Source organism: Bacillus sp. GB_SG_008, from assembly GCF_052038115.1.
Taxonomy (GTDB): domain Bacteria; phylum Bacillota; class Bacilli; order Bacillales; family Bacillaceae_G; genus Bacillus_A; species Bacillus_A rhizoplanae.
This window is the reverse complement of record NZ_JBPZSK010000003.1, coordinates 211,894-224,477: the sequence shown is the minus strand read 5'-3', so window position 1 is coordinate 224,477 and position 12,584 is coordinate 211,894. Positions and strand designations below refer to the sequence as shown.

The window sequence follows — 12,584 nt, the reverse complement described above, 5'->3', positions numbered from 1 at the left end:
ATTTCTGATAGAGGGGGGAAATTTTCGTGAGTGAGAAAGAACACAAGGTGTCAAGAAGACAGTTTTTAAACTACACTCTTACAGGTGTAGGGGGATTTATGGCAGCTGGTATTCTAATGCCAATGACGCGCTTTGCGCTTGATCCAGTTTTAAGGAAAGAAGCAGGGGGAGAGATGGTTGCAGTTGCACAGGTAAAGGATATTACGACTGAACCGAAGCGTTTCGACTTTAAAGTAAAACAAGTTGACGGCTGGTATAAATCAGAAGAACCAAAGTCAGCGTGGGTTCACAAAGATGAAAGCGGAGACATTGTAGCATTCTCTCCAATTTGTAAACATTTAGGGTGTACGGTGAACTGGAATTCGGACAAGTCACATCCAAATCAATTCTATTGTCCGTGCCATGGAGGACGTTATACAAAAGATGGTATAAATGTAAAAGGAACACCGCCTCTTGCTCCGCTTGATGTGTTTCAATCACAGGTGAAAGATGGAACGCTTTATTTAGGTAAAGCGAAGCCAAGAGGGGGTGCGAAATAGATGTTAAATAAAATTTACGATTGGGTAGATGAACGGTTAGATATTACCCCTTTATGGCGCGATATTGCCGATCATGAAGTACCGGAACATGTAAATCCAGCGCATCACTTTTCAGCTTTCGTGTACTGTTTTGGAGGACTTACGTTTTTTGTTACAGTTATTCAAATTTTGTCAGGTATGTTTTTAACAATGTACTATGTACCAGATATTAAAAATGCGTGGGAATCTGTCTATTACTTACAAAATGAAGTGGCATATGGACAAATTGTTCGCGGTATGCATCACTGGGGTGCAAGTCTTGTTATCGTTATGATGTTTTTACATACACTTCGAGTTTTCTTCCAAGGTGCTTATAAAAAGCCTCGTGAATTAAACTGGATTGTTGGAGTACTTATTTTCTTTGTTATGCTAGGATTAGGTTTTACAGGATATTTATTACCATGGGATATGAAAGCATTATTTGCAACAAAAGTAGGGCTTCAAATCGCGGAGCAAACACCGCTTATTGGATCTTATTTAAAAACGTTGCTTGCCGGCCACTCCGAAATTGTCGGTGCCCAAACACTAACTCGCTTCTTTGCTATTCACGTATTCTTCTTGCCAGCCGCACTTCTCGGATTAATGGCAGTTCACTTCATCATGATTCGCAAACAAGGTATTTCCGGTCCGCTATAAGATGTTACTAGATTATAAGGGAAGAACATAATTAAAGGAGGGAGATTATGCATCGTGGCAAAGGGATGAAGTTTGTCGGAGATTCGCGAGTACCTGCTGTTAGAAAACCGAATATTCCGAAAGATTACTCCGAATATCCAGGGAAAACAGAAGCATTTTGGCCAAACTTTTTATTAAAAGAGTGGATGGTTGGTGCAGTCTTTTTAATTGGCTATCTTTGTTTGACAGTGGCACATCCATCACCACTTGAAAGAATTGCAGATCCTACAGATACAGGGTATATCCCACTTCCAGACTGGTACTTCTTATTTCTGTATCAATTGTTAAAGTATTCTTATGCATCTGGTCCATATACTGTCATAGGAGCATTTATTATGCCAGGTATCGCATTTGGCGCGTTATTACTTGCTCCGTTTCTTGATCGAGGACCAGAACGCGGTCCATTTAAACGCCCGGCCGCAACAGGTTTTATGCTTTTAGCATTAGCATCCATCGTTTTCTTAACGTGGCAATCTGTTGCAACACATGACTGGGCAGCTGCGAAAAGACAAGGTGCGATTGTAAAAACGGTACAAGTTGATAAAAATGATGACGGTTATAAAATTATGCAAAAAAATACATGTTTAACATGTCACGGTGATAACTTACAAGGGGGAGCAGCTGCACCTGCACTGCAAAACTTGACATTAAAGCCGGAGGAAATTGCGAAAATCGCAAAAGAGGGAAAAGGTGCAATGCCAAAAGGTGTCTTTAAAGGCACAGATGAAGAGTTGAAGAAAGTAACAGAATTTATCGAGAAATATAATAAAAAGTAAACGAATGCTGACTGCAATTTTGCAGTCAGTTTTTCTAGTTTATCCCGCATTAACGTGAAGTAAGACCCCCACCTCAAGATTGAGAGAGAAGCGAGGAAGATATGAGGGGGATAACTGCTGGCATGCGCCCGATTGGTTAAACTAACCATCAGTGAGGGATGCCACTGATGTATCCTGCTATTCATAGACTGTAAGATATCCACCTATAGAAATTGCACTGTATATAGGGAAATTTGCTATAATATAACTGTATGTTAAGAAAGTTGAGGGATCAAAACGTGACATTTTTATATTCGATATTGAGAGAACGCACCTTTTTATGGCTTTTACTCATTGTAAACATTTTTGGAACGATATATGGATACATATGGTATCAATATCAGTTAATTGAAACGCCTCTTATATTTTTGCCATTTGTTCCAGATAGTCCAACAGCTAGTTTGTTTTTTGTATTTGTATTAATCGCTTTTCTTCAAAGGAAAAACTGGGGATTGATGGAGGCTCTGGCAATTGTAACTTTATTTAAATACGGTGTATGGGCTGTTGGAATGAACATATTGTTGCTTATTGTACAAGGAGATATTGGGTGGTCAGGATATATGCTGATTGTGTCTCATGGTGCAATGGCTATCCAAGGTTTACTGTATGCTCCGTTTTACCGCATAAAGCGTTGGCATTTTGTAGTTGCAGCTATTTGGACGCTGCATAATGACATCATTGATTATGTATTTAGACAAATGCCGCAGTATGGTGTGTTAGATAAGTACTATCAACCAATTGGTTATTTCACATTTTGGCTCAGTATAATAGCTTTAGGAATTACATACTACCTTTGCATGCGGGAGCGTCGTCTTCAGTTTTCACTGTAGTAAATGAATCTCTCTGTTCTATTCTTGTCCCACTCTACATATTTTGTATTAGAAGCTATAGGGGGGACAAGAATGAAAAGAGTATTAGCTGGAATCATAGCGTTTATGTTTATATTGTTTCCTGTTCGTATATATGCAGCTAATTGGAATGAACTAAATGGATTATTAGATGACTCGTTGCAGTTTGTAAAGCAAGAAGAATACGACAAAGCGACGCAAATATTGACGCATTTTTCACAGCAGTTTTTAACGGTCAATCAAACAAAGAAAATAGAACCTGAGCATATTCGTGTTATTTCGCTTGCTTATGAGAAAGCATTGAAATCTTTAGAAGGACAAGAAATAAGTAAACAAATAAAGATAGATAATGTGCTAGCACTTCGTCTCGTGTTAGATGCAGAAGTATCGAAATATCAGCCGCTTTGGATGGAGCGGGAAGAAAATATAATGAGTGCATTTGGACAAATCGAAAACGCAATGCAAAAAGGAGAACATGATCGTTTTCAACAATCGTTAAATGTATTTTTGCATGAATTTGATATTATTTATCCCAGTTTAATGATTGCCTTGCCGGAAAAACAATTGCAACGTGTGAATTCTCATTTGTCATATTTAGATGAATTTCGTTATATGATGATCCAAAATAAGAGTGGTCAAACACAAGTGGGAATTATAAAAGATGATTTAAATAAAATTTTTCGCATGGCGAAAAAGGACGAGGTAGATTCTTCGCTTATATGGTTTATGACTGTAACAGGAGGTATTATCATTTTTACATTAACGTATGTTGGTTGGAGAAAATATAAAGGGGAAAAAGAAAAACAAAAAAGTGCAATGCATTCGAAGAATAGATAAGATTGTTTTTCAAACAAAGTGAAATATTGAACCTCTGTTGTAAGGTTTCTTTGTTGACAATGTTACGGGAAGAAAATAGAATGGGTATTACTATATGACATAACTTTATTGGAGGTTCATGATGGGTTTTTACTTAATTTACTTTGCTATCATCATGATCATACCGTTGTATGCACAGTCTCGAGTACGCAGCGCATATAGTAAATACTCACAAGTGTATTCAACTTCTGGTATGACAGGTGCGGAAGTGGCTCGTAGAATTTTAGATGAGAATGGTTTGTACAATGTAGCGGTAGAAGAAACGCCAGGGCATTTATCTGACCACTACGATCCAAGATCGAAAACAGTTCGTTTATCAACAGACAATTATTATGGACATTCTGTTGCTGGGACAGCGGTAGCTGCACATGAAGTTGGGCATGCGATTCAAGATGCAAAAGATTATAGCTTTATGCGTTTCCGTCATTCGCTTGTTCCTGTTGCAAATTTTGGTTCAAATATGTCGTGGATTTTCATTATGATCGGTATGTTTGCACGTATGTCAAATTTATTGTTATTAGGAATTATCCTAATGGCAGCGGGTGTGTTATTCCAACTTATTACATTGCCAGTTGAATTTGATGCATCAAAACGTGCAATGAAGCAAATTGAAGCGCTTAGCATTGTATCAACGGACGAATATGGCCAAGCTCGTAAAGTATTAAATGCAGCAGCTCTTACGTATGTCGCAGCAGCGGCAGTTGCAGTATTTGAACTGCTTCGTCTTTTATTAATTTATACAGGTATGCAGCGTAATGATGATTAAAGACTATCAGTTTTGATAGTCTTTTTTGTTGTCATAATTATCGAAGTTTCTGTTATGTCTTTCATTAATAAACGTATGTAATTTGAGAAGTTTGTGTAAGAATAAATGAAGAGTTAGCTGTTTACCCCAAGAATAGCTGGATAAAAGTGTAACAAGCAGAGGTGATAAACATGGAATTTCCAGAGTTATTAGTGAAGCAAGCGAAAGAGAGAATGGCCCCCTATCCTGTTGAAGGTTTTGTATATGGACAAGGACCACAAAATCCCAAGATGATGCTTGTAGGAGAAGCACCGGGCGAAACAGAAATTCATAATGGGATACCTTTTAGCGGAAGAGCTGGTAATCAGCTCATGGATTTTCTAAAGAGGGTTGGTGTGACAAGAGAAGAAGTATACATTACTAGTGCAGTACGTAGTCGTCCATATAAATGGGGGGAGAAACGAGAGCGAAGCGGAGAAATAGTGAAGCGTAAATATAATCGTACGCCGAATCAGCAGGAAATACTTGCCCACGCTCCAATTTTGGATTATGAAATTGAGCATATTCATGCACCTATTATTGTTACACTAGGAAATATTGCGCTCAAACGTTTAGTTGGTTCAGACAAAAAAGTGTCAGAGATACACGGTCAAGTGTTTACGCAACCTGTTCGGCGACTAGCAGATTTTAATGACGCAACGTATACTTGGACAGAGAAAGCCTATACAATTTTTCCGACATTTCATCCTGCTTCAATTTTTTATAATCGCAGTTTATTGGATTTGATTCATGAGGATTTAGAAAAGTTGAGGGAGTATATTTAGTTTAATGTTTCGACATCTAAGTCGCTGCTATGCAGAATACAACAGGACCTGCACTCGCTTTCTCTCTTTGTTTTAAAACCTCGTATGTGGCAAAAAAAAGCCCTGACCGCTTCTATGCACGGCCAGAGACTCTCGTCCTCCCCTAAAAAGAAAGGGGTTTTTAAGTTGTTTTTAAGAACATGTATAGTTAATTGTGTAACGGATTCTTATTTTCATCAAGCGTAAACCCTTCGCCAACAACATCATGCACATCACTTACAGCAACGAAAGCGTGTGGATCAACAGATGTGATAATACTTTTAAGTTTTACAATTTCATTTTTAGCAACAACGCAATATAAAACATTTCGTTCAATTTTTGTGTATGTACCCATTCCTTTTAAGAAAGTTGCTCCGCGATCCATTTCTGATAAAATTTGTGCAGCAATTTCATCATTTTTCTCAGATATAATTGTTGCTCCTTTGGCAGCGTATGCACCTTCTTGCATAAAATCAATAACCTTTGCTCCGATAAACACGGCAACTAATGTATACATTCCTTGTTGGTATGTTAAATATGTAAGAATTGATAAGGTAATGACAACGGCATCAAACATAAACATAGTTTTCCCCATACTCCAGCCGATATATTTATGAGCTAGCCGTGCAATAATATCGACTCCACCTGTTGTGCCGCCATACTTGAAAATAATTCCTAACCCAACACCAATAAATAAGCCAGCAAACAAAGCGGCTAACATCATATCATTTTGTAAGTTTAAATGTAAATTAAATATATCATAACGCTGAAAAATCCAGAGAAATAACGAAACACTAAATGTCCCTATTAATGTATACAAAAATGTCGTACGACCGAGCATTTTCCAACCTATAAAAAAGATTGGTATATTTAAAATTAAGTTTGTATAAGACGGATCTAGTAAAAATAGGGAATAAAGAAGCAGTGTAATTCCAGTAAAACCACCTTCTGCTAAATGATTTTCAATATTAAAGTTAACGATGCCAAATGAGAAAATAGCAGAACCAATTAGAATAAAAAGAATATTTTGGATTTTTAAGTTTAATTTCATGCAAATCCCCCTAGTATGTAGTCATCACCTTATCTTGGTCTTAAGGATAGTATACGTAATTTATTGAAAAATTGGCAAGAAAACTTCACGCGTGTTAAGCATCTAGTAAAGGTGACACATGGGAAACTACCACTTCAAGATCCGAAGTGGAACGGGAGTTTTCATAGTGTAGTCTTAAAAACGTGGCAAATAAGCGATAACATGCGATAATATTTGTCAAATCGTCATGAATTGGCTAACATGATAAATGAAGGATTTGAGGTGAATAACATGGAACAAAAAACAATGAAAGATATGCAAAAGGAAGTAGATGCATATATTAGTCAATTTAAAGAAGGATATTTTAGTCCACTTGCTATGCTAGTTCGTTTAACAGAAGAGATGGGAGAGCTTGCGAGGGAAATTAATCATTATTATGGTGAAAAGCCAAAGAAAAGCACCGAAAAAGAACGGACAATTGAAGAAGAGCTTGGTGATGTATTATTTGTTATGATCTGTATGGCAAATAGCTTAAACATTGATTTAGAAACAGCTCATAATATAGTTATGGAAAAATTTAATACACGTGATAAAGATCGCTGGACACGTATTGAAGAGGGAGAGAAGAAGGAATGAATGAGATTAAAGTAATTATTGCAGGGCCACGAGGACGCATGGGGCAAGAAGCAGTACTTCTTATGGAGAGAACACCACATTTCAATTTAGTTGCTGCTATTGATTACAAACACGGTGGCAAGAAAATTTCTGACATTGCTGGATTACCTAATATAGATGCTCCGATTTATACGGATTTACATACTTGTTTAGATGAAGTGGAAGCAGATGTTTTGCTTGATTTAACAACACCAGAAATCGGAAAGAAACACGTAACACTTGCGGTAGAGCGAGGTATCCGTTCTGTTATCGGAACAACAGGCTTTACAGAAGAAGAGCTGCAAAAATTGATAGAAACAACAAAAGAGAAACAAGTTGGTACAATTATTGCACCAAACTTTGCAGTTGGAGCTATTTTAATGATGAAGTTCTCTCAAATGGCAGCGAAATATTTCCAAGATGTTGAAATAATTGAATTGCATCATGATCAAAAATTAGATGCTCCGTCTGGTACAGCTGTGAAAACAGTAGATTTAATTCGCCAAAATCGTGAACCGAAACAACAAGGGCATCCAAATGAAACAGAACAACTAGAAGGTGCACGCGGGGCAAATGTTGATGGTATTCATATTCATAGCGTACGGTTACCAGGATTGATTGCACACCAGGAAGTACTGTTTGGCGGGGATGGACAAATGTTAACGATTCGTCACGATTCTTTTAACCGTGCATCATTTATGTCAGGAGTAAAACTTTCTATTGAAACAGTAATGCAATTAGATCATCTCGTATATGGTTTAGAAAATATTATTGACTAAAGGGGAAAATAAAGATGAAGATTGCCTTAATTGCCCATGATAAAAAGAAAAATGATATGGTCTCGTTTGCGTATGCATACCAACCTATTTTAGAAAAACATATGTTATTTGCAACAGGAACAACAGGTCTTCGAATTATGGAGGCGACAGGTATGTCTGTGACAAGATATCAATCTGGTCCGCTTGGGGGCGATCAAGAAATTGGTGCAATGATTGCAAAAAATGACTTGGATATGGTGATCTTCTTCCGTGATCCATTGACATCGCAGCCACATGAACCGGATGTGAATGCGCTTCTTCGCTTATGTGATGTATACTCAATTCCACTTGCAACCAATATGGCAAGTGCAGAGCTTTTAATGCATGCAGTAGAGCGGGGCGATTTAGATTATCGAAAGCTACGAAAATGAGGGGAACGACATGAAAGGATTACATATATTAGCTTTTGGTGCCCATGCCGATGACGTGGAAATCGGTATGGCGGGTACGATCGTGAAATATACAAAACAAGGGTATGAAGTTGGAATTTGTGATTTAACAGAGGCGGATCTTTCTTCTAATGGAACGGTAGAACTGAGAAAACAGGAAGCGTTAGAAGCAGCTAGCAGACTTGGTGTACAGAAGCGTATGAATCTAGCGATGCCAGACCGCGGCCTGTATATGAAAGAAGAGTATATTCAAGAGATTGTGAAAATTATCCGTACATATAAACCGAAGCTTGTCTTCGTACCATTTTATGAAGATCGTCATCCAGATCATGCAAACTGTGCAAAACTTGTAGAAGAAGCGATCTTTTCAGCGGGAATTCGTAAATATATGCCGGATCTTCCGCCGCATCGCGTTCAATCACTCTATTTTTACATGATTAATGGCTTTCATAAACCGGATTTTTGTATTGATATTAGCTCATATATTTCTGATAAGATTGCTGCGCTAGAAGCATATGAAAGTCAATTTACAAAAGGAACAAACGGTGTAAAAACCCCGTTGACAGAAGGGTATGTAGAAACGGTTGTAGCGCGTGAAAAAATGTTTGGAAAAGAAGTTGGCGTGACATATGCAGAAGGGTTTATGAGCAAAAGGCCACTTCTATTAGATGAAGATTTAATAGGAGGAGTAAAATGAAATTAAAAATAGGGATTACTTGTTATCCTTCTGTTGGTGGTTCTGGAGTGGTTGGAACGGAATTAGGAAAGTTGTTAGCAGAGCGAGGACATGAAATTCATTTTATTACATCAGGATTGCCATTTCGTTTAAATAAAGTATATCCAAATATTTATTTTCATGAAGTAACAGTTAATCAATACTCTGTTTTTCAATACCCGCCGTATGACTTGGCATTAGCAAGTAAAATGGCAGAAGTAGCGCATAGAGAAAAGTTAGATGTATTGCATGTACATTATGCAATTCCGCATGCGATTTGCGCATATTTGGCAAAGCAAATGATTGGAGAAAACATTAAAATTGTAACAACATTACATGGAACAGACATTACTGTATTAGGGTCGGATCCTTCCTTAAATAATCTAATTCGGTTTGGAATTGAACAATCAGATGTTGTGACGGCTGTATCCCATTCACTTATTGAAGAAACATATGAATTAGTAAACACGCAAAAAGAAATTAAAACGGTTTATAATTTTATTGATGAACGTGTGTACTTTCAAAGAGATATGTCCCAGTTAAGAAAAGAATATGGCATACAAAAAGAAGAAAAAGTATTAATTCATATTTCGAACTTTCGAAAAGTAAAGCGTGTTCAGGATGTGGTACAATCATTCGCTCTCATTGTAAAACAAGCAAAAGTAAAACTATTGCTTGTTGGTGATGGTCCTGAATTTTGTACGATTGTGCAGCTCGTGAAAAATTTAGGAATTGAAGATCGTGTCCTATTTTTAGGAAAACAAGATAATGTAGCTGAGCTTCTGGCGATGAGTGATGTAATGCTGCTGCTATCAGAGAAAGAAAGCTTTGGACTTGTATTGCTTGAAGCAATGGCGTGCGGTGTCCCTTGTATCGGTACGCGTATTGGTGGTATTCCTGAAGTTATTCAACATGGAGAAACGGGATATATATGTGAATTAGGAGATGTAGAGGGAGCTGCGCAGCAAGCAATACAGCTTCTTCAAGATGATACATTACATGCTAAAATGGCCAAACGTTCCATGCAAGTGGCGTATGAACAATTTGGCTCAGAAAAGATTGTTTCACAATATGAGGCAATTTATTATGACATATTAAGGGATGACAAACATGAAACGATTTAAACGAGCGGTTCCAATTATTAATACGTTAACGCAAAATGGCTTTGAAGCGTATTTTGTAGGTGGGAGCGTGCGCGATTATATAATTGGAAGACCAATTGGTGATATCGATATTGCAACATCAGCTTTGCCCGAAGATGTAATGCGTCTATTCCCGCGCCACGTGCCTGTTGGAATTGAACACGGTACGGTCATTGTTGTACAAGAAGATGTTCCATATGAAGTAACGACATTTCGAACAGAGGGAGACTACGAAGATTTTCGTCGCCCGAGCAGTGTTCAATTTGTTCGTTCGTTAGACGAAGATTTGCAGCGTCGTGATTTTACAATGAATGCAATTGCTATGACGGAGACCGGAGAAATAGTTGATTTATTTGGCGGACAACAAGCCATTGCTAAAAAGGAAATTGTAACTGTAGGAAATGCAGCAGATCGTTTTCAAGAAGATGCTCTTCGTATGATGCGCGGTATTCGCTTTGTTAGTACACTTGGATTTACATTAGAAGCAGGAACAAAACAAGCCATTATAAAGTATGGACATTTACTTGAACATATAGCAATTGAGAGAATTACAGTCGAATTTGAAAAATTACTTGTCGGTACATATTGCGCAAAAGCACTTCAGCTGTTAGTAGAAACGAAATTATATGAGCATTTACCTTATTTACAAATGTGCGGAGATTTTATTTCAAAATCGGCAGAGTATGATTGGAGCTTTTTCAAAAATGACACTGAGGCGTGGGCGTTCTTTTTATATTGCATTAGAGAAGAACATCCATCTGTTTTTTTACGACAATGGAAATTCTCGAATAAAAAAATAAAAGATATTGTATCCGTTTTATTATATGTGAGAGCACGAGAAAAACAAGGGTGGAATGTATTTTTATTATATAAAGCAGGGAAAGATATTGCTCTTATGGCAGAGCGTGTATACGAAGCCGTCATGAATACATATTCAAATTTGAATGTTGAGAGTATGGAAAAGGTATATGAAGATTTACCAATTCATAATCGTCAGCAATTGCAAGTCAGTGGCAACGATTTATTATCATGGTCAAAGGAACAGGCAGGACCGTGGGTTGCTAATGCATTGCAAAAAATTGAAGAAGAAGTCGTATACGGAAGATTAAAAAATGAGAAAGAGTGTATAAAGGAGTGGCTGCATAGATGCAATCTGCTATAAGAAAACAGTTATTGCAAATCTTTTCTGAAGCTAATGGTGAATTTCTATCAGGACAAACGATTAGCGAGAAGCTTGGATGCTCAAGAACAGCTGTATGGAAACATATGGAATCCCTTAGGGAAGAAGGATATGAGCTAGAAGCTGTACGACGCTTAGGTTATCGCATTGCAAGTAAACCGGACAAAGTAACGGCAAATGAAATTCAGCTTGGTTTACAAACAGAGTTTTTAGGCAGAACGGTATACTTTGAAGAGTCGGTAACATCTACACAGCAAATTGCAGCTCGTCTTGCTTATGAAGGAGCGGCTGAAGGAACCGTTGTTGTTGCAGAGGAGCAAACAGCAGGTCGTGGCCGATTAAGCAGAAAGTGGTACTCACCAAAAGGGACAGGGATTTGGATGAGCATTATTTTACGCCCAACAGTTCCGATTCATCAAGCACCGCAATTAACATTGTTAGCTGCTGTTAGCGTAGCGCAGGCAATTGAAAAATGCACAAGTCTTTCCGTTGGCATTAAATGGCCGAATGATATTTTAATTAATGGGAAGAAAGTAGTTGGCATTTTAACAGAAATGCAGGCAGATCCTGATAAAATTAATGCTGTTATTATTGGAATTGGTATTAATGTCAATCAAAAACAAGAGCATTTTGCGGAAGATATCCAGCATATTGCTACTTCCTTAGCACTCGAAGCCGAAAAAACTATAGTACGAGCTGAACTTATGCAGCAAATCTTCTTACAGATGGAAAAGCTATATAAAGAGTATTTAGATCGTGGTTTTTCAGTTATTAAGCTTCTGTGGGAAAGTTACGCTGTGAGTATTGGAAAAGAAATTACAGCGCGGACGATGACAAATACAATTACGGGAATTGCAAAAGGAATTACGGCTGATGGTGTCCTTATACTTGAAGATCATGAAGGCATCGTACATCATATTCATTCCGCTGATATTGAAGTAAAGTAAAACGTTTAGCAGCTAGTTTGCACTTCTTTTCTTTGCTGCTTATGAAAAACGAAGTATCATTGCTCATTAGATTAGCATCAATATATAGCCCTTTGCTTAAAAAGAAGCGAAGGGCTATTGTATGTGAAAAATGATTTTCTTTTTTAGAAAAGTATAGCAATTATGTTTTGCTATTTGTTATAATAAGGTCGAATATGGGCAGTATCAATGTGAACTGCACCGCTGTTTAGGAAAATCAAAATAAAAATGTGGATTCTGCCTTGATCCAAAATAGGACTGGGACAGAGGGATGAATTTTGCCGAATGATACTACCCTTCTGCCTTTTTGTG

Annotated in this window: 15 protein-coding genes; 14 read left to right on the top strand and 1 reads right to left on the bottom strand. The window is 37.6% G+C overall.

Annotated features, from left to right (window positions below; genetic code table 11):
• Nucleotides 1-26: 26 nt before the first annotated feature.
• The 7 genes from qcrA to ACTDJC_RS08855 all read left to right on the top strand — a co-directional run bounded on the left by qcrA (nucleotide 27) and on the right by ACTDJC_RS08855 (nucleotide 5,361).
• The gene (qcrA, locus tag ACTDJC_RS08885) at nucleotides 27-539 is read left to right on the top strand and encodes a menaquinol-cytochrome c reductase iron-sulfur subunit (RefSeq protein ID WP_098309400.1); all 513 of its coding nucleotides are present in this window, start codon (nucleotides 27-29) and stop codon (nucleotides 537-539) included.
• On the top strand, nucleotides 540-1,214 hold the full coding sequence (gene qcrB / locus ACTDJC_RS08880; protein WP_098309399.1) for a menaquinol-cytochrome c reductase cytochrome b subunit: 675 nt from the start codon (nucleotides 540-542) through the stop codon (nucleotides 1,212-1,214).
• Nucleotides 1,215-1,261: 47 nt separating this feature from the next.
• Nucleotides 1,262-2,029, top strand: a complete 768-nt coding sequence (locus tag ACTDJC_RS08875) for a menaquinol-cytochrome c reductase cytochrome b/c subunit (protein ID WP_098309398.1) — start codon at nucleotides 1,262-1,264, stop codon at nucleotides 2,027-2,029.
• Nucleotides 2,030-2,280: 251 nt separating this feature from the next.
• Nucleotides 2,281-2,898 carry a DUF1405 domain-containing protein gene (locus tag ACTDJC_RS08870; RefSeq protein ID WP_176524615.1) on the top strand — a complete coding sequence of 206 codons (618 nt, stop codon included), beginning with the start codon at nucleotides 2,281-2,283 and terminating at the stop codon, nucleotides 2,896-2,898.
• A gap of 72 nt (nucleotides 2,899-2,970) precedes the next feature.
• Nucleotides 2,971-3,753: a sporulation protein YpjB gene (ypjB, locus tag ACTDJC_RS08865; protein ID WP_440603183.1), complete on the top strand. Its 783-nt coding sequence runs from the start codon at nucleotides 2,971-2,973 to the stop codon at nucleotides 3,751-3,753.
• A gap of 121 nt (nucleotides 3,754-3,874) precedes the next feature.
• Nucleotides 3,875-4,558 carry a zinc metallopeptidase gene (locus ACTDJC_RS08860; protein ID WP_098309395.1) on the top strand — a complete coding sequence of 228 codons (684 nt, stop codon included), beginning with the start codon at nucleotides 3,875-3,877 and terminating at the stop codon, nucleotides 4,556-4,558.
• A gap of 170 nt (nucleotides 4,559-4,728) precedes the next feature.
• The gene (locus ACTDJC_RS08855) at nucleotides 4,729-5,361 is read left to right on the top strand and encodes a uracil-DNA glycosylase (RefSeq protein WP_098309394.1); all 633 of its coding nucleotides are present in this window, start codon (nucleotides 4,729-4,731) and stop codon (nucleotides 5,359-5,361) included.
• 187 nt (nucleotides 5,362-5,548) lie between these two features.
• Here the strand turns inward: ACTDJC_RS08855 and ACTDJC_RS08850 are convergent, their stop codons facing one another.
• A complete protein-coding gene (locus ACTDJC_RS08850; RefSeq protein WP_440603182.1) occupies nucleotides 5,549-6,430 on the bottom strand; it encodes a YitT family protein in 882 nt (293 codons plus the stop codon).
• A gap of 270 nt (nucleotides 6,431-6,700) precedes the next feature.
• Here ACTDJC_RS08850 and ACTDJC_RS08845 point away from each other — a divergent pair, with 270 nt between their 5' ends.
• The 7 genes from ACTDJC_RS08845 to ACTDJC_RS08815 are packed head-to-tail and all read left to right on the top strand — an operon-like array spanning nucleotide 6,701 to nucleotide 12,254.
• Nucleotides 6,701-7,045: a nucleotide pyrophosphohydrolase gene (locus tag ACTDJC_RS08845; protein WP_440603181.1), complete on the top strand. Its 345-nt coding sequence runs from the start codon at nucleotides 6,701-6,703 to the stop codon at nucleotides 7,043-7,045.
• On the top strand, nucleotides 7,042-7,842 hold the full coding sequence (dapB, locus tag ACTDJC_RS08840) for a 4-hydroxy-tetrahydrodipicolinate reductase (protein ID WP_098309391.1): 801 nt from the start codon (nucleotides 7,042-7,044) through the stop codon (nucleotides 7,840-7,842). Before ACTDJC_RS08845 ends, dapB begins: the two co-directional genes overlap by 4 nt.
• A gap of 14 nt (nucleotides 7,843-7,856) precedes the next feature.
• Nucleotides 7,857-8,252, top strand: coding sequence for a methylglyoxal synthase (mgsA, locus tag ACTDJC_RS08835; protein ID WP_098309390.1), 396 nt, complete (start codon nucleotides 7,857-7,859; stop codon nucleotides 8,250-8,252).
• Nucleotides 8,253-8,262: 10 nt separating this feature from the next.
• Entirely contained in the window at nucleotides 8,263-8,967 is a 705-nt protein-coding gene (bshB1, locus tag ACTDJC_RS08830; protein WP_098309389.1) for a bacillithiol biosynthesis deacetylase BshB1, read from the top strand.
• Nucleotides 8,964-10,109, top strand: a complete 1,146-nt coding sequence (gene bshA / locus ACTDJC_RS08825) for an N-acetyl-alpha-D-glucosaminyl L-malate synthase BshA (protein ID WP_440603180.1) — start codon at nucleotides 8,964-8,966, stop codon at nucleotides 10,107-10,109. The genes bshB1 and bshA overlap by 4 nt, the downstream gene beginning before the upstream one ends.
• Complete coding sequence (locus ACTDJC_RS08820) at nucleotides 10,096-11,289, top strand: CCA tRNA nucleotidyltransferase (protein ID WP_440603179.1); 1,194 nt, start codon at nucleotides 10,096-10,098, stop codon at nucleotides 11,287-11,289. Before bshA ends, ACTDJC_RS08820 begins: the two co-directional genes overlap by 14 nt.
• The gene (locus ACTDJC_RS08815; protein WP_253629122.1) at nucleotides 11,274-12,254 is read left to right on the top strand and encodes a biotin--[acetyl-CoA-carboxylase] ligase; all 981 of its coding nucleotides are present in this window, start codon (nucleotides 11,274-11,276) and stop codon (nucleotides 12,252-12,254) included. Before ACTDJC_RS08820 ends, ACTDJC_RS08815 begins: the two co-directional genes overlap by 16 nt.
• The last annotated feature ends 330 nt before the right edge of the window (nucleotides 12,255-12,584 follow it).

Bases quoted from the DNA above. Each gene is read 5' to 3' on its own strand.
- qcrB (WP_098309399.1), top strand. From the start codon at position 540: ATGTTAAATAAAATTTACGATTGGGTAGATGAACGGTTAGATATTACC.
- ACTDJC_RS08875 (WP_098309398.1), top strand. From the start codon at position 1,262: ATGCATCGTGGCAAAGGGATGAAGTTTGTCGGAGATTCGCGAGTACCT.
- ACTDJC_RS08870 (WP_176524615.1), top strand. From the start codon at position 2,281: ATGTTAAGAAAGTTGAGGGATCAAAACGTGACATTTTTATATTCGATA.
- ypjB (WP_440603183.1), top strand. From the start codon at position 2,971: ATGAAAAGAGTATTAGCTGGAATCATAGCGTTTATGTTTATATTGTTT.
- ACTDJC_RS08860 (WP_098309395.1), top strand. From the start codon at position 3,875: ATGGGTTTTTACTTAATTTACTTTGCTATCATCATGATCATACCGTTG.
- ACTDJC_RS08855 (WP_098309394.1), top strand. From the start codon at position 4,729: ATGGAATTTCCAGAGTTATTAGTGAAGCAAGCGAAAGAGAGAATGGCC.
- ACTDJC_RS08850 (WP_440603182.1), bottom strand. From the start codon at position 6,430: ATGAAATTAAACTTAAAAATCCAAAATATTCTTTTTATTCTAATTGGT.
- ACTDJC_RS08845 (WP_440603181.1), top strand. From the start codon at position 6,701: ATGGAACAAAAAACAATGAAAGATATGCAAAAGGAAGTAGATGCATAT.
- dapB (WP_098309391.1), top strand. From the start codon at position 7,042: ATGAATGAGATTAAAGTAATTATTGCAGGGCCACGAGGACGCATGGGG.
- mgsA (WP_098309390.1), top strand. From the start codon at position 7,857: ATGAAGATTGCCTTAATTGCCCATGATAAAAAGAAAAATGATATGGTC.
- bshB1 (WP_098309389.1), top strand. From the start codon at position 8,263: ATGAAAGGATTACATATATTAGCTTTTGGTGCCCATGCCGATGACGTG.
- bshA (WP_440603180.1), top strand. From the start codon at position 8,964: ATGAAATTAAAAATAGGGATTACTTGTTATCCTTCTGTTGGTGGTTCT.
- ACTDJC_RS08820 (WP_440603179.1), top strand. From the start codon at position 10,096: ATGAAACGATTTAAACGAGCGGTTCCAATTATTAATACGTTAACGCAA.
- ACTDJC_RS08815 (WP_253629122.1), top strand. From the start codon at position 11,274: ATGCAATCTGCTATAAGAAAACAGTTATTGCAAATCTTTTCTGAAGCT.